Consider the following 20,867-nt stretch of genomic DNA (forward strand, 5'->3'; position numbering starts at 1 on the left):
AAGCTTAACTGAAGAAAGCCGAAAGCGAGGATGCGCCCAAGCTTTCAGTCGCGCATGCCATTGTTGAAGCGCACGTAAGCTTCCCACGCGGCGCGGGCGTCTTCGTCCAGCTGTTCGGAAGGCAGACTTGACCGACGCTGTACAATCAGCAGCGCATAAGGCCTGGACAGTGCGCTCGCCTCCTTGCAAAGAGCGAGTTCATCGCCGCTCGACGGCGAGCGGCCGCGCCAGTAGTTGATCGCGGCTTCGAGTTCGTTGATCGGGATGAGCGCCATGTCCGGGAAGAAAGACAATCGATGTACGGCCGCTCGCGGCTCAAAGCAGGGTCGCGCAACGCCGCATGAGATGTGAGTTTTAACTGGCTCGAGCCTGCCGCCGCGTCATGCATGACAGAACATGCCACCGATCGCCCCCGCCGGCCTGAGCTCAACCCATTGTACTTGAGCGACTCCATGCGAATCCTTCTGATCGAAGACGACCGCCCCATCGCGCGCGGCATCCAAAGCAGCCTCGAACAATCCGGCTTCACGGTCGACATGGTGCACGACGGCATCTTCGCCGAACAGGCCCTCGCGCAAAACCGCCACGAACTCGTCATTCTCGATCTGGGCCTCCCCGGCATCGACGGCATGACGCTGCTCGCGCGTTTTCGCCAGAGCAACCGCCATACGCCGGTCATCATCCTCACCGCGCGCGACGAACTGCATGACCGCGTGCAAGGCCTCAACAGCGGCGCCGACGACTACATGCTGAAGCCCTTCGAGCCGCAGGAACTCGAAGCGCGCATTCGTGCCGTGATGCGTCGCAGCGGCCCGCACGGCGACGTGCCGCGTCCCGAAGTCTCGCTGGGCGGCCTGCGCCTGTCGGGCGTCGATCGCCGCATCTTCAACGACGAGCGTCCGCTCGAACTGTCGCCGCGCGAATTCGCCGTGCTGGAAATGCTGTTGCTGCGCCATGGCCGCGTGGTCAGCAAGGCGCAGTTGCAGGATCACCTGACGCACTTCGGCGGCGATCTCGGCGATACGGCCATCGAAGTCTATGTGCATCGCGTGCGCAAGAAGCTGGAGAACACCCGCGTCGAGATCGTGACGGTGCGCGGCTTCGGCTATCTGCTCCAGGAAATCCGTCAGGCAGCCTGACGCTCCGCGTCGGCTGCCCCGAAGCAGACTGCCTTGCGATTTCCCACCCGGCGCGCGGGCGACCAGCGTTTCGCCCGCGAAGACTGGCTCGATCTGGCGCGATCGAAAGCCCCCGAGACACCGACGCCGCCGAGCCTGCGGCGCACGTTGCTGCGCCGCCTTGCCGCGCCGCTGTCGCTGCTCGCGCTGATGAGCGGCCTGATGGCGTACTGGCTTGCCTGGCAATACACGCAGCACGTGGTGGACCGTTCGCTCGCGGATCTGGCCACCGCCATCTCCAAGCAGATCCAGCTCGCGGGCGTCGATGCGCCTGTCACCGTGCCGCCGCTCGCGCAGGCGATGTTCTCCGACCCGGTCGAGCAGCTCATCTACCGCATCAGCACGGGCGACGAGGAAATCGCCGGCGAGCGCGACCTGCCGCTCACGGGCAGCAACGTCCGGCGCATTCACTACGCGTATGTCTTCGAGACGCACTTCCAAGGCGTGAGCGTGCGCGCGGCGCAAGTGCGCGTGCCGCAACCGACCGGCAATCCGATCGTCGTGGAAGTGGCGCAGCGCGTGGGGTCGCGCTATCGCATCGCGGTGGAGTTTTTGATCGCGATCATGATGCCGCTCGCGCTGCTGCTGCTCGCCGGCTGGGTGATCGTGTGGCGCGTCGTGAACCAGCAACTGAACCCGCTGACCGACCTCGCCGACGCACTCAACCAGCAGACCCACATCTCGCTAGAACCGGTCGACGAAACCTACGTACCGGGTGAGATCCGTCCGCTCACCAGCGCGATGAACGCCTTGCTCGTGCGCCTGCAGACGGCGCTCGATGCGCAGCGCAAGTTCATCGCCGATGCCGCGCATCAGCTGCGCACGCCACTGACGGCGGTGAAGCTGCACGCGGAACAGGCGCTCAGCTCACGCGATCCCGCCAAGGCGGTGGAAGCGGTGAAGGAACTGCGCGCCTCGGCTGACCGGGCGGTGCGGCTGTCGAATCAATTGCTGTCGCTGGCGCGGGCAGAACCGGGCGAGCAGGCCGCGCGCTTCACCGATTTCGATTTCGCCGCGCTCGCCTTCGAAACCGGCGCCGAGTGGGTGCCACGGGCACTCGCATCGAATGTCGATCTCGGCTTCCAGCGCCTCGACGATCCCGAGAACGAACATCCGCTGATCGTGCGCGGCAATATCGTGCTGACGCGCGAGGTGATTGCGAACCTGATCGACAACGCGCTCAAGTACATTCCGCCGTTTCGCGCGGAGGGCGCGCGCATCACGCTGACGGTCACCGAATGGCGTGACGAGGAACGGCGCGCTTTCGCCGAAGTGGTGGTGGAGGACAATGGACCCGGTGTGCCGTCCGACCAGCAAGCCGATCTCTTCAAGCGCTTCTTCCGTGGCGATGGCCAGAACGTCGAGGGCGGAGCGGGATTGGGTCTGGCGATCGTGCATGACATCGTCGTGCTGCACGGCGGCTCGGTGCATTACGAGGATGCGCCCGAAGGCGGCGCGCGCTTCATCGTGCGCATTCCGCTCAAGCAGGAAGCCGTAGCGCAGTCGTGAAAAGAGCCACGGTAAAGATCACCGTGGCTCTTCTCGAAGACAATCGTTGTTGCCGGACCCGCTACTTCTTTTTCTTTTCCTTTTCCTTTTCCTTCTTCAAGGCCAGCATGGTGCCGCGGCATTTCTTCGCGCCGCAACGGCACTCGTATTCCTTCTTGAGCTTCTTCGTGATGCGGCCTTCGATGACGAGGCCGTAGTCGTAATTCAGCTCTTCTTCCGCCTCGATATCGCGCAGCGCGTGAATGAAGACACGCCCTTCGATTTCCTCGGCTTCGCAGTTCGGCGCGCACGAATGGTTGATGTACTTCGCGCTGTTGCCTTCGATCTTGCCGTCGATCACGCGGCCGTCGTCGAGGGCGAAATAAAAGGTGTGATTGGGCTCGTCGGGATTGTGCGGATGGCGTCGCAACGCTTCCTTCCACGAGATGCGCTCGCCCTTGTATTCCATCACCTTCTCGCCGGCGGCGATCGGCTTCACAGCAAACACGCCCTTGCCGTGCACGCCTGAGCGGCGAACGGTGACCCTGCGTGAACTCATCGACTGAATCCTTGAATGACGCTTCGCTCCCGCGCGCTCGGGATGAACATCGGGGATAAAAAAAACGCGGTGGCCTTCGAGGCGCCGCGTTAGCTTGGTTGAACGCTCACAGGTCCAACACACCGGTATCCTACACTCCCGGCGCGCGAATGCTCAACCGTCTCGATGACGCTCGATACTTTTCAACGTTGTCCGATCGTGATCTCGCCGAACAGGTTCTTCTGGTCGCGCGGCTGCGAACGCCAATATTGCGGCGGCGCCGTGACGGCCGCGCCGAGCTCGGCGGCAGCGTGCCACGGCCAGCGCGGATCGTAGAGCATGCCGCGCGCGATCGCGACGAAGTCCGCCTGGCCGCCGGCCACGATCTTCTCCGCGTCCTTCGCTTCAGTGATGAGGCCGACCGCGATTGTATTCACGCCCGTCGCTTCCTTCACGGCCTGCGCGAACGGCACCTGATAACCGGTGGCAAGCGGGATCTTCTGCAATGGCGATACCCCGCCCGACGAGACATCGATCCAGTCGACACTGCGCTTCTGCAACTCGGATGCGAACGCAATCGTGTCCTCGATGCCCCAACCGCCATCGACCCAATCAGTCGCCGAGACGCGCACGCCGACCGGCTTGTCGGCGGGAAACGCGGCGCGCACCGCATCGAAGATTTCGAGCGGATAACGCATGCGGTTTTCGCGCGAGCCGCCGTATTCGTCGGTGCGCTGATTGGAGATGGGCGAGAGGAACTGATGCAGCAGATAACCGTGCGCGCAATGCACCTCGATCCCGTCGATGCCGAGCCGCGCCGCACGTCGCGCCGATGCTGCGAAGGCTTCCTTCACGCGCATGAGTCCTGCGGTGTCGAGCGCGAGCGGCGGTGTCTCGTCGGGCTTGTGCGGCACCGCCGACGGCGCGTAGGTCATCCAGCCGCCCTCCGCGACCGGGATCAGCTGTCCGCCGTCCCAGGGCGCGTGACTCGACGCCTTGCGGCCCGCGTGCGCCAGCTGCATCGTCACGGCGATGTCCGAATACTGGCGGATCGCGGCGAGCACCGGGCGCAAGGCAGCTTCCGTGACGTCGTCCCACAGGCCGAGATCGCCGGGCGTGATGCGGCCGTCGGGCTCGACCGCTGTGGCCTCGATAAACAGCATCCCTGCGCTGGACAGCGCGAGCTGCCCGAGGTGGATCATGTGCCACGCCGTGGCTTCGCCACGCTCGGCCGAGTACTGGCACATCGGCGAAACCATGATGCGATTGGGAAGCTGCAGGCTGCGCAGGGTCGCGGGTGTGAACAACGCGCTCATGTCGTGGGCTCGGGGAAGGAAGGATGCGGTCGAGAATAGCATCGCGTTTTCAACGCTGCAGGACGTGCCGCGAATGCTTGCGCCACGCTCAGGCGTGCGGGTCCTCGCGGGCAAAACGGTCGAGCCATTCGCCGAACATCGCGCGCGCAGCGCGTTCGAGAGCGGGTCCGTGGCGCGCGGTGTCCTCGCGCAACGCAGTGACGGTGGTGCCGCTGCGCGCGACATCGCCGGGATAGGCAACCAGCCAGCTTTCGAAGCGATCGGCCAGGACTTCGGGATGGCACTGCAACGCAAGCACATGCTCGCCCCACGCGAAGGCCTGATGCGCGCACTGCGCAGTCGATGCGAGCAGCGTGGCGCCGGCGGGAAGATCGAAGGTATCGCCGTGCCAGTGGAACACGGGGATGGGCGCGCCGTCGGCTTCGAGATGGCGCAGCGCGGAAGCACGTCCCGCGTCGGTCAGCGTGAGCGGCGACCAGCCCAGTTCGGTCGAGCCGGAAGGATAGACCCGTGCGCCGAGCGCCCGGGCAATCAGTTGCGAGCCGAGACAGATGCCGATGGTCGGCAAGCCCGCCGCAATGCGCTTTTCCAGCATCGCGAGCAAGGGAGAAAGATGGGGATACGCCGCGTCCTCATAGGCGCCGATCGGCCCGCCAAGTACGACGAGCAGGGAGGGATCGAGCGGATTGGGCGCATCGATGCGGCCGCGTCCGACATCCAGATAGCGCACGAGATGGCCGCGATCGCCCAGTACGAGTTCGAGGCTGCCCAGATCTTCGAAATAGACGTGGCGAATCGCCAGGACTTCATCTTTCATCGGCGGCTTCCGTGAGCGGGCTGTGCGTGTCGGGCAAGTGTTGACGAGCCGCGCCTCGCGGGGAGGCGCGACGGGCACAGTCTAACCGACTCGCCGCGGCCTCACAGCGTCGCTGCCGCCGGATGAATCACTCCGTTTGCCCGATGTCAGGCAAGCTGAGCGAAGACCTTCCAGCTCTTCTTCTGCGTCGCGGGATCGGCTTCTTCGTAGACCGAGCAGTCGAGACGCAGATCCGTATCCGCCATGTCGATCTGCAACAGCGCGCAATGATGCGGCGCCTTCTTCGGATTCTTGCTGGCCTGGAAGTGCGAGCAGGACAGGCACATACGGTGCGCCGGCATCTGCTGCTGCGACTCGAGATGGCGGATGGTCTTCAGCAGCGTGCGATAGAACGCCACCTGCTCTTCCTCGCGCAGCGTGCCGACCGCCTTCGCCAGGAAGTCCGGCCATTGCACCGCCTTCTTCGCGGCCGTGCGGCCACGTGCGGTCAGGCGCACGGCCAGCGCGCGGCCGTCGTCGAGCGCGCGGCGCTTCTCGACCAGCCCCTTGCCTTCGAGCGTGCTCACCGCATCGCTCGTCGTGGCAGCCGTCAATGCCGTTTCACGTGCGATCTCGCCGAGGCGCATCGGCCCCCTGCGCTGCATCAGCAAAACGAGAATTTCACCCTGGGTCGGCGTCAGCCCCACGCCTTCTGCCCATTCCCAAGCCTGGCTGCGCATCGCCGTGCTCAGCCGCAGCAGACCGTGGGTCACCCGCCCCGTCGCCTGCTCTCCGTAAACGCCTTCATTCATAGTCTTTCGCTTGTTGTTCCGCTTATGTGTTTTGACGGCATGTTCACGTGACCACGCGAACACCGTTCCCGAAACGCTTCCGCAGAAAACGACTTGCAACCCCTTGCGGAACACGCTCGTTCCCGGTCCCCGCCGTCTCAAAATTCAGGCGTGCCAAGCCTCACGGCGACACCTGAATGGGGACACTGCTACCCTCTTGTTTATGCGCCCTCTTATGGTCTGCTTTGCGGCGCTACGTATTTGCCGACTATAACGCCCCGCCGGCAAAGTCGCCATTCTAAGCGACATGGAACAAACGTACACCTTAATTGTCCGTGTCAGACTGTGGATAACTCTCGAAATCGCCTCACTCGCTGATTGCCGACTCGTTTTGATTAACTCTGTACGAGTCGTAAGTCGTCTTCACGTCACTGAAAGTTCCGCCAGAGTTTGCTTGCGTAGCCCAGGCCACGCGCATGACGCGCAACCATTACGCCGGTATACGGTTTGTTTGAGGCAAACCTTAGAAGCGGAAGTTTGAACCTGCTTCAAACGATGGCATGAGACAGTTATTCCCGATTCACGCTCACGTCCTTGTTTCATAAAGCGCAAAAGAAAAAGGCTGCATGCATATTTAAGCAGCAGCCTTTCCTGTTCATGAATGCCGATTACCAAGGCAAGCCTTACGGTAAGCAACATGCTACGTCTCGCGTCATTGGCGTCATTGGCGTCATTGACGCCATTGCAAGCATTGTTGCCTGACGGCTTCGTGCAGCGATTTCTCCTTGTCGAATACGCTGCGCAGCCAGGTGGCGTCGTTCATGCCGCGCGCTATGTCGGCGACCTGTGCCAGCGCCGCCTGCGAGCCGAGCGCTTCGGCGTGCGGTGCGAGCACGTCGAGCGTTGCCAGGATGTCTTCGCCGATGGTCCTGCGTTCGCCCGTCTGCGGATGGATGCAGGTGCCCTCCAGGCCGAAGCGGCACGCCTCGAAGCGATTGAACGTGTAGACGAGGTAGTCGTCCTCGTGGGGCGTGAGCGGCTTGTCCAGCAACAGGTAGCGCGACAGCGTCTGGATATAGCACGCGATCGCGGCCGCCCGGTCTACCGACAGCGGCGTGTCCATCACGCGGACTTCGATCGTGCCGAAACCCGGCTTCGGCCGGATGTCCCAGTAGAAGTCCTTCATGCTGTTGACGACGCCGGTATGCACCATCTTCGAGAAATACTCCTCGAAGCTGTCCCACGTCAGCACGAACGGCGCGCGGCCCGACAGCGGAAACGCAAACACCGAGTTCAGGCGTGCCGAATGAAAGCCGGTATCGACGCCCTGAATGTACGGCGACGAAGCCGACAGCGCGATGAAATGCGGAATGTAGCGCGACATCGAATGCAGCAGGAACAGCGCGCTGTTCGGATCGGGGCAGCCGATATGCACGTGCTGGCCGAACACCGTGAACTGCTTGGCGAGATAGCCGTAGAGTTCGGAGATGTACTGGAAACGCGGTGCGTCGTAGATCTGCCGATCGCTCCATTGCTGGAATGCATGCGTGCCGCCGCCCGCCAGACCCACGTTCAGCTGGTCCGCCGCCGCGACGAGCGTGTCGCGGATGGTGCGCAGATCGGTGACGGCCTGTTCGTGCGTCGTGCAGATGCCGGTCGACAGCTCGATCATGCTTTCGGTGATTTCGGGCGTGATGTTGCCCGGAATCTTCTCGTCCTTGATGAGACGCATGAGGTCCGACGCCGCGCGGGTCAGATCGTAGTCGTGCGTATTGACGACCTGGATCTCAAGCTCGACACCGAACGTAAAGGGTTCGGAGTTGATGAAGGGTTCGAGTGCCATGGCGCCTCTGGAAAAATCGATTACTCGCGCCGCTCGCCGACCGCCGACAGGCTGCGGTACACCACGAACGGCGACACGATCTGCAGCAGCACGATGGAGCACATGACGATCGCGCGCAAGGTGGGATCGTAGTTGGGATAGAGCACGTACATGTCGTCGACCAGCAAGTACGCGAGCGCGGACATCGGCGACAGCGCGACGCCCAGTGCCGCACCCTGCTTCCAGTTCAGGCCGCTCGGCTTCGCAAAGATCAGCACGCCGGCAAGCTTGCCGATGAAGCGCGCGACAATCAGTCCCAGCGCCGCGATGCCGCCCAGTGCGATGTCGCGCCAGTGAAACGACGTCAGCGTGAGCGCGAACAGAATGACGGTAAGCAGCCAACCGGCGGAGCCGAAGTGCGACGGCCATAGCTGCGGACGTTCGTCGGCGTTCTTCACGATGATGCCGGCCGCGAGCAGCGCGAGGATGGTCGACAGCTTGAAGATGTGCGCGACGGCGATCGCCAGCAGCACGAGACCGAACAGCGCGACGAACGAATGCTCGTCGTTGGCGGGCAGGCGCCGGACGAGCAGGTTGCAGGCGCGCGCGAGCAGGAAGGCCAGCACCAGCGAGCCGATCAGCAGATACAGCGGCTGCAGGATGGTGGCGAGCGTATTGCCGTAGATCTCCTGATGCAGCACGCCGGCCGCGAGCTTCTCGACGATCACCGCATACATGCTGTTGAGCGCGGTCAGCGTGAGCAGCCGCTGCGTGACCTGGCCTTCCGAGCGCAGTTCCATCTTGAGCTGGATGACCATCGCGGGCGACGTGGCCATGGCGATGGCGGCAACGACGACCGAAGGCATCGTCGGTACCTTGAGCAGGGTCAGCGCGATCAGCACGAGGCCAAAGGTCAGCGTGGCTTCCGCGATGCTCGACAGGATCAGATACGGATTGCGCCGGATCCAGCGCAGATCGAGCCGGCCGCCGAGTTCGAACAGCAGCAAGCCGAGCGCAACATCCAGCAGCGGCCGCGACAGCCCGGCTGCGCTCGAGTCGATCACGCCGAGACCCGCATTCCCCGCGATCAGCCCGATCACCGCATAGCCGGTGATGCGCGGCAGGCGCCAGGCGCGCCACAACAGTTCACCGGCCAGGCCCGCCGTGACGAGCGCGAGACCGGCCCAGAGAATGGCGTCGGGTTCGAGCGGCCACGCGGGCAGAAATGAAAACGCCGAGTTCATCGTATTGGCTTCTCCTTCGTTACTGCTATCTGTTGCTGCTATCCGGGCGCGCGTCCGTAGCGTCACCTCGCCTGAGGGCGCCGCGCTCGCAGGCGGCGCGCGTCCGCTCCCGTGAGCGGACGTCAGTTCATTCAGGCGACACGAAATGCGAACGAACACGGTGTCACGGTCTGGCCGTGCACGAGTTGGTCGACGTGTCCGGTGTGAGGCTGCAGGCCGCGTGCGGTTCAGTGAGACACCGAGCCTACATGCGGCAATCGAACGATTGCCGACCGGACACAGAAAACGACGACGCGGCTTCGTTGATCAGATTCTTGGCGCGCGGCCATCGTTCCGTTGAAAGCGCTCGCCGCATGCACGGCGCGACGCAGGAAGAAGCGCGATTGTGCCATACCTGGATGTCCCTGACAGAAAGACCAAGCTCATGATTCCTTTGAGGTAAAAGCGACTGCCATATGCTGGAGCGGATTGGCAATGCTGACCGGAAACATGAAGCGACGGGGTGAAATGGTTTGCCTTGCTACCGTCGGACAGCTCCGCCTTCAGGTGTTTACAGGTTTACTGTATATACAAGTAGTAGTAGTTAACAAGCGCTGCCGCGCACTGTGGATAACCGCAATTTTGTCTTTTCAAACAATGAATTGGGAGAAGCACAAAGGCGCGGTAAACATGTTCGTCCGCGGCGGTTAACCTGGAACAACTTTGGGCGAGTAAACCGGAACCCGCGGGTTGTCCCGTTTACATGCACAACGAGTTCACACGCGTTTCACCGGCAATCCGCCGCGTTATCCACAGACCGGCGGGGACAACTCATCGGGGTCGATCTCGCCATGGCGCAGCGCCCGCAGCAGGAAGCGGGCGGGATCGACGGCCTCGGCAAGGTCGCGCTCGATAGGCCAGGGCTCGCCTTCGATCTGCGCCGCCACGAGCTCAGCGGCGAGGCTTGCCCAGATCAGTCCGCGCGAGCCGAACGCGAACGCGCCGTACAGACCCGGCATGCGCGGCAGGTCCAGCGGCCAGGCGCCGGACAGCCGCCGCGCGTCGCGGCGGGCGGCGGCTTCATCGGCGAACTGGCCGATCATCGGCATGCGGTCGCTGGTCACGCAACGGAAGGCGACGCGCCCGCCGCGAACCGTGTCTTCGGTGAACCTCAGTCCAGGGAGCATGCCGGCGACGCGTTCGCGGTTCTCGACATGTCCTTCCGCGTTCAACTCAGGATCGGGATCGTCGATGTCGTAGGTTGCGCCGATCAGCGTGCTGCCTGCGCCGAGCGGCACCGCATAGCCTTCGCCGATCACCGGCACGCGCAGCGCATCGAAGTCGGCTGACTCGAGCATGCTCAACTGGCCGCGCACGATGCGCGTCGGCTGCCCGTGGAGACCAGCCAGGCGCGCGGCATCGCGCGCATTGGCGAGGATCATCGCCGGCGCGCGGGCGATCTCGTTGCCGCTGCTATCGAAGGCTCGCCACAGCCCGTCTTCACGAGCGATGCGCGCCACTTCGATATTCATACGCATGACCATTTGCGCGGCAGACCCGGCCAGTTGCGCGGCGCATAACGCAGCGGGCGAGATTGCGCCGCCTTGCGGGAAGAACCAGCCGCCGCGCGCAACCTCGACGCCTGCCATGCGCGAAGCTGCGCTTCGCGTCATCGGCTGCACATACTCCGATGGATACGCAAAGCGCGCGATGGCGGCCGCGAGGGCCTCCGCGTCTGCGGGCGTATCAGCGATCTGGAGCAGGCCGGCGCTGCTTCGGCGCAAGTCGTGTCCGGCGTGTTCGAGCGGGCGCCAGCGCTGCAGCGCGTGGAGAAAGCCGGCGCGGGTGAGGCGGGCGGCGACGCTGTCGTCGCGCCAGACGATCGGATGGAACACGCCTGCCGGATTGCCCGATGCATCGCGCGCCGGCTGTTCATGCCGGTCGATGAGCGTCACGCGGAAGCCGCGCGCGGTCAGCCGCGATGTCACCGCACAGCCGGCCAGTCCCGCGCCGATGACGATGGCCTCGCGCGCGCCGTCGCCGTCGGGTAGCGGCGGTTCATGCCGACGCACGCGCCAGCGCGGCGCGAAACGTCCCTTGACTTGCTGGCTGGCGCCCGAGGCATGGCATACGAAACCGGCCGCTTTGAGCGCGCGTTCGAACGTCGCATGGATATCGACGGACGCGTTGATGCAAACGGTCGCGTCGTCGCTGGCGAGTCGCGCGAGCGACTTGCACAGCGTTCTCGCATCACGCACGTCTGCGTCGCTCGCATCGGCGTGCAAGGCATCCGCGCGCAGCCATAGCTTCGGCAGCATCTCCTGGCGCTCGCCGACCGCAAGCGTCAACACGACCCGGCCGTCCGCAAACTCCAGGCGATGCAGGCCCGGCACGCGCATCGGCCAAGCGCGCTGCAGCTCGGCTTCAAGGGGCGAACCCGTGTTCGCCGGAGGATGATCGAGCGCGGCGAGCGGTGCGACGGCAACGACATGGAGACGCTCGCAACGCGCTTCGTCGTCAAGCCAGCCTTGCCACGCGGCAAGAAAGCTTTTGCAAGGCGTGAAGGTCAGATCGACGACCGTGAAGACGCGCCGGCCGCGCCAGCGTGCGGGCAGGTCGTGCGACGGGAGAAGCGAAGGCCCAGTCATGCGCTCGGTCATGGGGATGGAGGAAAGGCGCGTTGGCGAGCCAAGGATTCGACGGAGATCAAGTGCGGCATGGGTTGTGCGGCTCGCCTTGGGCTTGCGACGCGCTTGCACCTTCCCGAAGACTGGGACCGACCGACGACCGGACCCATGGCCTTGATGAAAGTGCTTGCAAGAGCGCTGCACGGCCCTGGGCCGCAGCCGTCAAACCCAATGTGGGCAAGGCTGAGAGCGAGGGCGGGGGAAGTGGGCGGGAACGTTGGCAAAAACCAACGGCATCTTGTGATGAGGGATCCGTTTTTGCCACAAGCGTCGAAAGTCGATGTCCCACGCTGAAAAACCCCGCCGGAAGCCCGAAAAATATAAGGGTAAATCTTTGAAACCCTTATCCTGATTGGGTTTGCGCTGCGCTATCATACCAAGCGCTGCCTACAGAGGCGGCGTGAAGGCGACGATGTGGAGCAACGTCCGTGAAGTGACGCCGGAGAACGTCAAATCGTCGGGCGGGCCTGTCAGAAGGCCGTCCCTACTCGACGGCACGGCTTGCGCACGTATAATCGGCGCGTTCGCGCTGTTCGTGTCAACCTAAACTGATAAAGGAACCTTAATGAACAAACAGGAATTGATCGACGCCGTAGCCGCTCAGACCGGCGCCAGCAAGGCTCAAACCGGCGAAACGCTGGACACGTTGCTCGAAGTGATCAAGAAGGCTGTCTCGAAAGGTGACGCAGTGCAGTTGATCGGCTTCGGCAGCTTCGGTTCGGGAAAGCGCGCAGCGCGCACCGGCCGCAACCCGAAGACTGGCGAGTCCATCAAGATTCCGGCCGCAAAGACGGTCAAGTTCACGGCTGGCAAGGCATTCAAGGATGCAGTGAACAAGCGGTAAGTTTCTTGCCGATTGTCCGGCTACCCGTGGTAGCCAGTGATACATGACCCGCCTTTGGCGGGTTTTTTTTGTCTGCGCTCATTGATGCTTTGCCCGGCGACGGCACGCCGCGCAGGCGTGCCGTCTTGCCGGTCAGTGCCGGTCAATGCCGATGATCCTCGCAACCGCAGTCGGGACCATGATCGTGGTCGTGGTGATCGTGATCGTGATCATGGTCTTCGATGTCCCACGCAGGGAACGGATCGGCCAGATGCTTCCAGCCATCCGCGCCGAGCGCCCATTCATCGTCGGTGAGAAGACACGCGTCGAACGTGTCCTGCCAGTACGCCGGATCGAGATCCAGGCCGATCAGCACCAGCTCCTGGCGACGGTCACCGATGCTGTTGTCATCCGGATCGCCAACCCATTCCGCGACGATCTCTGCTTCGAGCTCGGGATCATCGGTGGGCCATTCGCTGCGATCCTGCGCCGCCCACCACACGCCCGCCGGCCCATGCCGGCATGTGCCGCCCGCCTGCGACAGCGAACCGCCCACTTCACTGCGCGTCGCGAGCCAGAAGAAGCCCTTGGCGCGCAGCACGCCGGTCCATTCGCGATGCAGCAGGTGCCATAGACGCTCCGGATGGAACGGCCGACGCGCCCGATACACGACATGACCGACTTCAGTGACGTCCGCTGCATCGTCCGGATTCGTCGATGGCGCTTCGTCGAGGATGGCAAGCCAGCCCGGCGCGCTTGCCGTTGCATCGAGATCGAAGCGTCCCGTGTCGAGAATTTCGCCCGGCGAAACGATGCCGGATTGCGTCGTGATCTGAAGCGCGCGCGGGTTGAGCGCGTGAAGAATTCGCGCGATCTTCTCCGTCTCCGCGGCATCGACGAGATCGGTCTTGTTGATCACGATCACGTCGCAGAACTCGATCTGCGCGATCAGCGTTTCCACGACCGTCCGGTCTTCCTCATCGTGCGCGCCTGTCTGCAGTCCGCGTTCGGCCAGCGAGTCCGACGACATGTAGTCACGCAGGAAATTCGCGGCATCGATCACGGTGACGAAGGTATCGAGCGCCGCGTGGCCGGCGAGTGTGGCGTCATCGTCGTCGCCGAACGCGAGGTTCTCGGCGATCGTCATCGGATCCGCGGCATGCGATGTCTCGACCAGGATCGCATCGAAACGCTGCTGTTCGGCAAGCCAGGTGATGGCGCCTTCCAGCCCGGACATGGATTGATCGCTCAAGGTGAGCAGCAGTCCGCCGTTGGGAAGCTCGGTCGTTTCCTGGTCGGCGGCCGGCGGGGCCTTGCCGCACGTGATCGCGCCGATGCGTACGGCTTCAGTATTGGCAAGCAAGGCATCGACGAGCGTGGTTTTACCTGCGCCTGTGAATCCCGACAGCACGGTGATCGGAAGGGGCGATTGGTTCATTGCAGTGGACCGGACGGGGAAGAAGGCGCGCAAGCGCGGGTCCGCTGCGCTGCGCGCGGCGCGGACGATCGAAGAGGGGATTTTGCATCAATTGCGCCGGACGCGGATGCGGGCGCGGGTGATGTCAGGGATGAGGGACCGCGCGCCCGCTCAGCGCTTGGCTTCGACCAGCTTCCAGCGGCGCAGGATTTCGATGATCTGGGCCGAGTACTTGTCGCGCAGCGCAGGCGTTTCGGAATGGTAAGCGCCGACCGCCTGCCATGAATTGCCGTACTTGTTCATCTTCTGGCGCAGATGCCACGCAGCGACGTAGACGCTCTTGCACGGCTGCATCAGCGTGCCGCTGGAGATGCCGTATTGAGCCAGTGTGTCGAGGTGGATGGAGTTGATCTGCATCAGGCCGTAATCAGTGGACCCGTTGGCGTTCTTGTTGATCGCGTCCGGCCTGTTGTGCGACTCCTGCCAGGCGATGGCGCGCAGGATGAGCGGATTGACCTTCTGATACTTGGCGGCTTCGTCGAAGCAGTCCGCGTGTGCGGAAGCGGCCGCCAGCAGCGACCCGCATAACGCGACGCATGACACAAGTCTGCGCGTGATTCTCTTCATCTTCTTTCTGCTCCATCCGCCCATGCGGAACGTCATGCCGCCGTTGCGGCGCCTTGGCGCCAACGCCAAACAACACACGTCCGCGGCCGGGTTCGCAGGCTCGAAGGGAACCAATGTTTCGGGAAAACCCACCCTTTTCGAGACAGCCCGTCAAGCGGAACCGACCGTATCATACCGGCTGATGTTTCTGGTAATAAGTTGGCTATCAGACATACGCCAATGCGCGCGCGAGAAGGCCGTTCGCGTGCAAGTGTGCCAGACCTGCAGTTGGCTGTGCGCTAAATGTATGAATATTAAGAGTTCTGGACGCGCTACAATTCGGCTCCCGCGCAAATCGGCTCGTTCCTGAAACCTGTTACGAGCATGGTCTAACGGCAAGTTCCTTGAAGGCTTGAGCGCTGGAATGCATCGCGCGATGCAGCTTCAGACAGATTGCGATCTGGTACGAATTGGCATAATTTCGTTACATAAAGCTGTTATCGTCATATTTTTTTACCCGACTGAGACCGTGCGCCCCGCGCGTCCGATCGCGGTCGGCAGCGCATCCCGCTGACGGGCAGCGCTGCCTTGGCCGGCTTCCCGGTGATCCGGCTCTGATATCACATCCATGAGAAGACAACCTATGGCACTGCGTCGCATCGCGACGGCACTGCTGGCGGCGGGACTCATCGTCGCCCAAGTCGCGCACGCGCAAGTGACGTTGAATTTCGTCAACGCGGATATCGACCAGGTCGCCAAGGCGATCGGCGCCGCCACCGGCAAAACCATCATCGTCGATCCCCGCGTCAAGGGGCAACTGAACCTTGTTTCGGAAAATCCGGTTCCCGAAGATCAGGCGCTGAAGACGCTTCAGTCGTCGCTGCGCATGCAGGGCTTCGCGCTCGTGCAGGATCACGGCGTCCTGAAGGTCGTGCCCGAAGCCGATGCCAAGCTGCAGGGCGTGCCGACCTACGTCGGCAATACGCCGGGCGCGCGCGGCGACCAGGTGATCACGCAAGTCTTTCAGTTGCGCAACGAGTCGGCCAACAACCTGCTGCCGGTGCTGCGCCCGCTGATCTCGCCGAACAACACCATCGCGGCCTATCCGGCCAACAACACGCTGGTGGTCACCGATTACGCCGACAACATTCGCCGTATCGCGGGCATCATCGCGGGCGTGGATACGGCGGCGGGCCGCGAGGTCGATGTCGTCACGCTGAAGAACGCGAACGCCATCGATGTCGCCGAGCAGATGAACAAGCTGCTCGATCCGGGCACGATCGGCAGCACCGACGCGACGCTCAAGGTCACCGTCACGCCGGACGCGCGCACCAACTCGCTGATGTTCCGCGCGTCGAGCAGCGCGCGGCTCGAGGCAGCCAAGGCGCTCGCGAAGAAGCTGGATGCCCCGACCGGCCAGCCCGGCAACATGCACGTCGTCACGCTGCGCAACGCCGACGCCACGCGCCTCGCCAAGACGCTGCGCGGCATGCTCGGCAAGGGCAGCGGCTCCAGCGACAATTCCAGCTCGTCGAACTCGAACTCGAATAACGGCTACGGCAACAGCGGCGGCGGCCTCGGCAGCAACTCGTCGCTGTCCACCGGCCAGTCCGGCGTGCCCCCGCTGCCGGGCGGCCTCGGTTCGTCCAGCTCGGGCAGCGGCAACAATCCCTTGACGGGCGGCAGCGGCAACCGCGACTCGAGCTTCTCGTCGAACAAGGACAGCGACAACGGCAACGATCAGGGCGGCGGCATGATCCAGGCGGATTCGGCGACGAACTCGCTCATCATCACCGCGCCGGATCCGATGTACCGCAACCTGCGCGCCGTGATCGACCAGCTCGACGTGCGCCGGCCGCAGGTCTATATCGAGGCGCTGATCGTCGAGCTGGATGCGACGTCCAATGCAAGCCTCGGCATTCAGTGGCAGGGCGCATTGCTGTCCAACAGCGGCAATAACGCGCTCTACGGCAGCACGGGCTTTCCGACTGTCTCGGGCACGAGCAACAACATCGTCGATCTGACGCTGGCGGGCGGTGCGGCCGCGCAGAATACGTCCGCGCTCACGGCGGCGACCGGCTTGCTCGCTCCGGGCCTCAACGTCGGCTTGCTGCACCGTTTCGGCAGCCTGTTCGGACTGGGCGGCCTGCTGCAGGCGCTGGCGACGTCCTCGGACGCCAACGTTCTCTCGACGCCTAACCTCATCACGCTGGACAACGAAGAAGCGAAGATCATCGTGGGCCAGAACGTGCCGGTGGCGTCGGGCTCCTACTCCACGCCGACCGCGAATACGACCACCGGGATCAGCGCCTTCAACACGTACGATCGTCGCGACGTCGGCGTGGTGCTGCACGTCAAGCCGCAGATCACCGACGGCGGCGTGCTGAAGCTCCAGGTCTACCAGGAAGACTCGAGCGTCGATGCCACGACCGTGAACAACGTGTCCGGGCCGACCATCAACACGCGTTCCGTGCAGTCCACCATCATGGCGGACGACGGCGAGATCGTCGTGCTGGGCGGCCTCATGAAGGACGAGTACGACAGCAGCACCAGCAAGATTCCGTTGCTTGGAGACATTCCGTTCATCGGCAGCCTGTTCCGCAGTGAAAGCAAGGTCCGCACGAAGACCAACCTGATGGTGTTCCTGCGGCCGGTGATCGTGCGCGACCAGGCCACGTCCTCGCAGATCGCGAACACGCGCTACGACTACATGCGTCAGCAGCAATACGGCGCGACCTCCGACAACCGCCTCATCAAGGACCAGAATGTCCCGATGATTCCGCCGAAGCCGCTCGGCCCGAGCGAAGGCGGCGGCGCGCCGGCCGACAACCTGCTCGACTGGAGCAGCATGGCGCGCGGACCGGGACCGAGCACGACGCTGCCGCAGAACCCCGATGCGGGACCGGCGCCGCAACCGGTGCAGACAGCGCCGCAGTCCACGTTGCCGTCGCAGAACAGCTATCCGGCGCCCGCCGGCGCAGGCGGCAATACAGGCAACGGCCAGACCGGAGTACGGCCGTGAGCACGGTGAACGGCGCGGAAGGCGCGCACGACCACGCGAGCACGGCGGCGTCGCCGCTGGCGGCGCGGCTCGTGCCCTACGGCTTCGCGCGCAGCGGACAGATCCTGCTGGCGCACCAGCATCCGGACGGCATCGAGGTCTGGATCAGCGAGCGCACCAGCGACGCCGCGCTCGCCGAGGTCGCGCGCAACTTCGGCGCGTTGTCGATCGTGCGCAAGTCGTCCGACGAACTCGCCGCCGCCATCAACGCCGCCTATGCGCGCAATGACGGCAGCGCGGCGCAGGTGGTGGGCGAGGTGGAAGGCGAGGTCGACCTGTCGCGCCTGATGCAGGACATTCCGGAAGTCGAGGACCTGCTGGAGTCGGAGGACGACGCGCCGATCATCCGCATGATCAACGCGCTGCTTACGCAGGCGGCGCGCGAGCAGGCGTCGGACATTCATATCGAGCCGTTCGAGAATGCCTCGGTGGTGCGCTTTCGCGTGGACGGCACGCTGCGCGACGTCGTGCGCCCGAAGAAGGCGCTGCACGGCGCGCTGATCTCGCGGATCAAGATCATGGCGCAGCTCGACATCGCGGAGAAACGTTTGCCGCAGGACGGGCGCATCACGCTGCGCGTCGGCGGACGTCCGGTGGACGTGCGCGTCTCCACGCTGCCCACCGGCCACGGCGAGCGCGCGGTGCTGCGTCTGCTGGAAAAGGACGCACAGCGCCTGAATCTCGAAACCCTCGGCATGGCGCGCGACACGCTCGTCCACTTCGACAAGCTGATCGGCCGGCCGCACGGCATCGTGCTCGTGACGGGGCCGACCGGCTCCGGCAAGACCACCACGCTGTATGCATCGATGTCGCGGCTGGAGACCACCACCACCAACATCATGACGGTGGAGGATCCGATCGAGTACGACCTTTCGGGCATCGGCCAGACGCAGGTGAACGAGCGCATCGGCATGACCTTCGCGCGGGCGCTGCGCTCGATCCTGCGTCAGGATCCGGACATCATCATGATCGGCGAAATTCGCGACCTCGAAACCGCGCAGATCGCCGTGCAGGCGTCGCTGACGGGCCACCTGGTGCTCGCGACGCTGCACACCAACGATGCCGCCTCCGCCGTCACGCGTCTCACCGACATGGGCGTGGAGCCGTATCTGCTGGCGTCGTCGCTGCTGGGCGTGCTGGCGCAGCGGCTCGTGCGGCAGCTGTGTCCGGTGTGCAAGGAAGAGCGCGTGGAAGAAGACGGCGTGCGCCACTGGCATCCGGTGGGCTGCGAGCGCTGCGGCCAGTCGGGCTATGTGGGCCGCCGCGGGGTCTATGAATTGCTGCTGATCGACGACACGATCCGGCCGCTCATCCACCGCAACGCCGCCGATGCCGAGATTCTCGAAGCCGGCCGCAAGCAGGGCATGCGCACGCTGCGCGAGGACGGCGACCGCTGGCTGGCCGCAGGCGTTTCGTCGCTCGAAGAAGTGCTGCGCGTGACCGGCGGCGATTAAGAGCGAACCAGCGCGGAGAACCAACGTATGCCGGCTTTTCGTTTTGAAGCCATCGATTCGGCGGGCAAGACCCAGAAAGGCGTGCTCGACGCCGACAGCGCCCGCGCCGCGCGCAGCCAGTTGCGCACGCAAGGGCTGACGCCGCTCGTCGTCGAAGCGGCGGGATCGCGCACGCGCGGCGAACGGCAGCAGCGGCTGTCGCTCGGGCGCCGTCTGTCGCAGCGCGAGCAGGCCATCCTGACGCGCCAGCTGGCGAGCCTGCTGATCGCCGGCCTGCCGCTCGGCGAGACGCTCGCCGTGCTGACGGACCAGTCCGAGCGCGACTACATCCGCGAACTGATGGCCGCGATCCGCGCCGAAGTGCTCGGCGGCCATTCGTTCGCCAATGCGCTCGCGCAGCATCCGAAAGACTTCCCGGAGATCTATCGCGCGCTGGTGGCGGCGGGCGAGCATACCGGCAAGCTCGGTCTGGTGCTGTCGCGCCTGGCGGACTACATCGAGCAGCGCAACGCGCTCAAGCAGAAGATCGTCCTGGCGTTCACCTATCCGGGCATCGTGACGATCATCGCGTTCGGCATCGTGACCTTCCTGCTGAGCTACGTCGTGCCGCAGGTCGTGAACGTGTTCGCGAGCACGAAGCAGCAGTTGCCCTTCCTTACCATCATGATGATGGCGCTGTCCGCCTTCGTGCGCAGTTACTGGTGGGCGATGCTGATCGGCGTGGCGCTGTTCGCCTGGATCGTGAAGAGCATCCTGGCAAGGCCCGGGCCGCGCATGTCGTTCGACCGCTGGCTGCTCGGCGCGCCGCTGGTCGGCAAGCTGGTGCGGGGCTACAACACGGTGCGCTTCTCCAGCACGCTCGCCATCCTCACCGCCGCCGGCGTGCCGATCCTGCGCGCGCTGCAGGCCGCCGGCGAAACGCTCAGCAACACGGCGATGCGCGACAACGTCGACGACGCCATCGTGCGCGTGCGCGAAGGCTCGTCGCTGTCGCGGGCGCTCGGCAACACGAAGACCTTTCCGCCGGTGCTGGTCCATCTGATCCGCTCGGGCGAGGCGACCGGCGACGTCACCACGATGCTCGACCGCGCCTCCGAAGGCGAAGCGCGCGAGCTCGAACGCCGCACGATGTTCCTGACGAGCCTGCTCGAACCGCTGCTGATCCTCGCGATGGGCGGTGTGGTACTGGTGATCGTGCTCGCGGTGATGCTGCCGATCATCGAACTGAATAATCTGGTGCAGTAATGAACGCCCTGCAAACCCGACTCTTATCGCTGGCCGCCCTTGCGCTCTTTTGCGTGACGATCACCTACTGGGTCGTCACGCTGACCGCGCGCCAGACCACGCCGCTGCCCGGCGCGGCCGCGACGCGCACGCCTTCGGTCGAGCAGGCCGCGACCATCTTCGGCGGACGGCTCGAACGCCAGGCCAACTCCGACGTCCACCTGTTCGGCATCCTGGCGCTGCAGGGCGGCGCCGCGGCCATCGTGAGCTACGGCGGCGAGCCGGCCAAGGCGGTGTCGCTCGGCGGGCCGCTCACGCAGGGCGTGAAGCTGTCGGAAGTGCGCGCGCGCTCGATCATCATCGAGCGCAACGGCGTGAAATCGGAGATTTTCCTGCCGCAGAATCCGCCCGGGCCGACCATCTGGGTGCGCTGAACGCGGCGC

17 protein-coding genes are annotated in these 20,867 nt (G+C 64.3%); 7 read left to right on the top strand and 10 right to left on the bottom strand.

The features are described from left to right. Positions 1–44: 44 nt before the first annotated feature. Positions 45–275 carry a DUF3717 domain-containing protein gene (locus QCE64_RS12910; RefSeq protein WP_309898397.1) on the bottom strand — a complete coding sequence of 77 codons (231 nt, stop codon included), beginning with the start codon at positions 273–275 and terminating at the stop codon, positions 45–47. A 177-nt stretch (positions 276–452) separates the two neighbouring features. Between QCE64_RS12910 and QCE64_RS12915 the strand changes: the two genes are divergently transcribed. Both QCE64_RS12915 and QCE64_RS12920 read left to right on the top strand, forming a co-directional pair. Continuing rightward, a complete protein-coding gene (locus QCE64_RS12915; protein WP_309810954.1) occupies positions 453–1,139 on the top strand; it encodes a response regulator transcription factor in 687 nt (228 codons plus the stop codon). A 93-nt stretch (positions 1,140–1,232) separates the two neighbouring features. Further along, complete coding sequence (locus QCE64_RS12920) at positions 1,233–2,687, top strand: sensor histidine kinase N-terminal domain-containing protein (protein WP_310004217.1); 1,455 nt, start codon at positions 1,233–1,235, stop codon at positions 2,685–2,687. Between the two features lie 61 nt (positions 2,688–2,748). On the opposite strand, the gene QCE64_RS12925 is transcribed toward QCE64_RS12920, so the two are convergent. The 7 genes from QCE64_RS12925 to mnmC form a co-directional block, all read right to left on the bottom strand. Then, complete coding sequence (locus QCE64_RS12925) at positions 2,749–3,225, bottom strand: SET domain-containing protein-lysine N-methyltransferase (protein ID WP_310004025.1); 477 nt, start codon at positions 3,223–3,225, stop codon at positions 2,749–2,751. 182 nt (positions 3,226–3,407) lie between these two features. Then, positions 3,408–4,520 (bottom strand): NADH:flavin oxidoreductase/NADH oxidase, encoded by a 1,113-nt coding sequence (locus QCE64_RS12930; RefSeq protein ID WP_310004027.1) that lies wholly within the window; start codon positions 4,518–4,520, stop codon positions 3,408–3,410. Between the two features lie 88 nt (positions 4,521–4,608). Continuing rightward, the gene (locus tag QCE64_RS12935) at positions 4,609–5,337 is read right to left on the bottom strand and encodes a glutamine amidotransferase (protein WP_309919276.1); all 729 of its coding nucleotides are present in this window, start codon (positions 5,335–5,337) and stop codon (positions 4,609–4,611) included. A 146-nt stretch (positions 5,338–5,483) separates the two neighbouring features. Beyond that, entirely contained in the window at positions 5,484–6,128 is a 645-nt protein-coding gene (locus tag QCE64_RS12940) for a MarR family winged helix-turn-helix transcriptional regulator (RefSeq protein WP_310004218.1), read from the bottom strand. A gap of 709 nt (positions 6,129–6,837) precedes the next feature. Then, positions 6,838–7,950 (bottom strand): YbdK family carboxylate-amine ligase, encoded by a 1,113-nt coding sequence (locus QCE64_RS12945; RefSeq protein WP_309810973.1) that lies wholly within the window; start codon positions 7,948–7,950, stop codon positions 6,838–6,840. A gap of 20 nt (positions 7,951–7,970) precedes the next feature. Further along, positions 7,971–9,173, bottom strand: a complete 1,203-nt coding sequence (locus QCE64_RS12950; RefSeq protein WP_309919281.1) for a cation:proton antiporter — start codon at positions 9,171–9,173, stop codon at positions 7,971–7,973. Between the two features lie 785 nt (positions 9,174–9,958). Further along, positions 9,959–11,800, bottom strand: coding sequence for a bifunctional tRNA (5-methylaminomethyl-2-thiouridine)(34)-methyltransferase MnmD/FAD-dependent 5-carboxymethylaminomethyl-2-thiouridine(34) oxidoreductase MnmC (mnmC, locus tag QCE64_RS12955; RefSeq protein WP_310004030.1), 1,842 nt, complete (start codon positions 11,798–11,800; stop codon positions 9,959–9,961). A gap of 604 nt (positions 11,801–12,404) precedes the next feature. Between mnmC and QCE64_RS12960 the strand changes: the two genes are divergently transcribed. Beyond that, the gene (locus QCE64_RS12960; RefSeq protein ID WP_008352404.1) at positions 12,405–12,683 is read left to right on the top strand and encodes an HU family DNA-binding protein; all 279 of its coding nucleotides are present in this window, start codon (positions 12,405–12,407) and stop codon (positions 12,681–12,683) included. A gap of 142 nt (positions 12,684–12,825) precedes the next feature. Here the strand turns inward: QCE64_RS12960 and QCE64_RS12965 are convergent, their stop codons facing one another. Both QCE64_RS12965 and QCE64_RS12970 read right to left on the bottom strand, forming a co-directional pair. Beyond that, complete coding sequence (locus QCE64_RS12965; protein WP_310004032.1) at positions 12,826–14,100, bottom strand: GTP-binding protein; 1,275 nt, start codon at positions 14,098–14,100, stop codon at positions 12,826–12,828. A 150-nt stretch (positions 14,101–14,250) separates the two neighbouring features. Beyond that, complete coding sequence (locus tag QCE64_RS12970) at positions 14,251–14,706, bottom strand: lytic transglycosylase domain-containing protein (RefSeq protein WP_309919289.1); 456 nt, start codon at positions 14,704–14,706, stop codon at positions 14,251–14,253. A gap of 622 nt (positions 14,707–15,328) precedes the next feature. Here QCE64_RS12970 and gspD point away from each other — a divergent pair. The 4 genes from gspD to QCE64_RS12990 are packed head-to-tail and all read left to right on the top strand — an operon-like array spanning position 15,329 to position 20,858. Continuing rightward, positions 15,329–17,707 carry a type II secretion system secretin GspD gene (gene gspD, locus QCE64_RS12975; RefSeq protein ID WP_309919292.1) on the top strand — a complete coding sequence of 793 codons (2,379 nt, stop codon included), beginning with the start codon at positions 15,329–15,331 and terminating at the stop codon, positions 17,705–17,707. Then, entirely contained in the window at positions 17,704–19,200 is a 1,497-nt protein-coding gene (gene gspE / locus QCE64_RS12980; RefSeq protein WP_309810993.1) for a type II secretion system ATPase GspE, read from the top strand. Before gspD ends, gspE begins: the two co-directional genes overlap by 4 nt. A 27-nt stretch (positions 19,201–19,227) precedes the next feature. Next, positions 19,228–20,445, top strand: a complete 1,218-nt coding sequence (gspF, locus tag QCE64_RS12985; protein ID WP_309919295.1) for a type II secretion system inner membrane protein GspF — start codon at positions 19,228–19,230, stop codon at positions 20,443–20,445. After that, positions 20,445–20,858, top strand: coding sequence for a hypothetical protein (locus QCE64_RS12990; RefSeq protein WP_309811001.1), 414 nt, complete (start codon positions 20,445–20,447; stop codon positions 20,856–20,858). Before gspF ends, QCE64_RS12990 begins: the two co-directional genes overlap by 1 nt. Positions 20,859–20,867 lie beyond the last annotated feature (9 nt).

The organism is Caballeronia sp. LZ043 (genome assembly GCF_031451075.1).
In the GTDB taxonomy this organism is placed as follows: Bacteria; Pseudomonadota; Gammaproteobacteria; order Burkholderiales; family Burkholderiaceae; genus Caballeronia.

Excerpts from the sequence above, each read along its gene's own strand:
- QCE64_RS12910 (WP_309898397.1), bottom strand. The coding sequence starts at position 275 with ATGGCGCTCATCCCGATCAACGAACTCGAAGCCGCGATCAACTACTGG.
- QCE64_RS12915 (WP_309810954.1), top strand. The coding sequence starts at position 453 with ATGCGAATCCTTCTGATCGAAGACGACCGCCCCATCGCGCGCGGCATC.
- QCE64_RS12925 (WP_310004025.1), bottom strand. The coding sequence starts at position 3,225 with ATGAGTTCACGCAGGGTCACCGTTCGCCGCTCAGGCGTGCACGGCAAG.
- QCE64_RS12930 (WP_310004027.1), bottom strand. The coding sequence starts at position 4,520 with ATGAGCGCGTTGTTCACACCCGCGACCCTGCGCAGCCTGCAGCTTCCC.
- QCE64_RS12935 (WP_309919276.1), bottom strand. The coding sequence starts at position 5,337 with ATGAAAGATGAAGTCCTGGCGATTCGCCACGTCTATTTCGAAGATCTG.
- QCE64_RS12940 (WP_310004218.1), bottom strand. The coding sequence starts at position 6,128 with ATGAATGAAGGCGTTTACGGAGAGCAGGCGACGGGGCGGGTGACCCAC.
- QCE64_RS12945 (WP_309810973.1), bottom strand. The coding sequence starts at position 7,950 with ATGGCACTCGAACCCTTCATCAACTCCGAACCCTTTACGTTCGGTGTC.
- QCE64_RS12950 (WP_309919281.1), bottom strand. The coding sequence starts at position 9,173 with ATGAACTCGGCGTTTTCATTTCTGCCCGCGTGGCCGCTCGAACCCGAC.
- mnmC (WP_310004030.1), bottom strand. The coding sequence starts at position 11,800 with ATGACTGGGCCTTCGCTTCTCCCGTCGCACGACCTGCCCGCACGCTGG.
- QCE64_RS12960 (WP_008352404.1), top strand. The coding sequence starts at position 12,405 with ATGAACAAACAGGAATTGATCGACGCCGTAGCCGCTCAGACCGGCGCC.
- QCE64_RS12965 (WP_310004032.1), bottom strand. The coding sequence starts at position 14,100 with ATGAACCAATCGCCCCTTCCGATCACCGTGCTGTCGGGATTCACAGGC.
- QCE64_RS12970 (WP_309919289.1), bottom strand. The coding sequence starts at position 14,706 with ATGAAGAGAATCACGCGCAGACTTGTGTCATGCGTCGCGTTATGCGGG.
- gspD (WP_309919292.1), top strand. The coding sequence starts at position 15,329 with ATGGCACTGCGTCGCATCGCGACGGCACTGCTGGCGGCGGGACTCATC.
- gspF (WP_309919295.1), top strand. The coding sequence starts at position 19,228 with ATGCCGGCTTTTCGTTTTGAAGCCATCGATTCGGCGGGCAAGACCCAG.
- QCE64_RS12990 (WP_309811001.1), top strand. The coding sequence starts at position 20,445 with ATGAACGCCCTGCAAACCCGACTCTTATCGCTGGCCGCCCTTGCGCTC.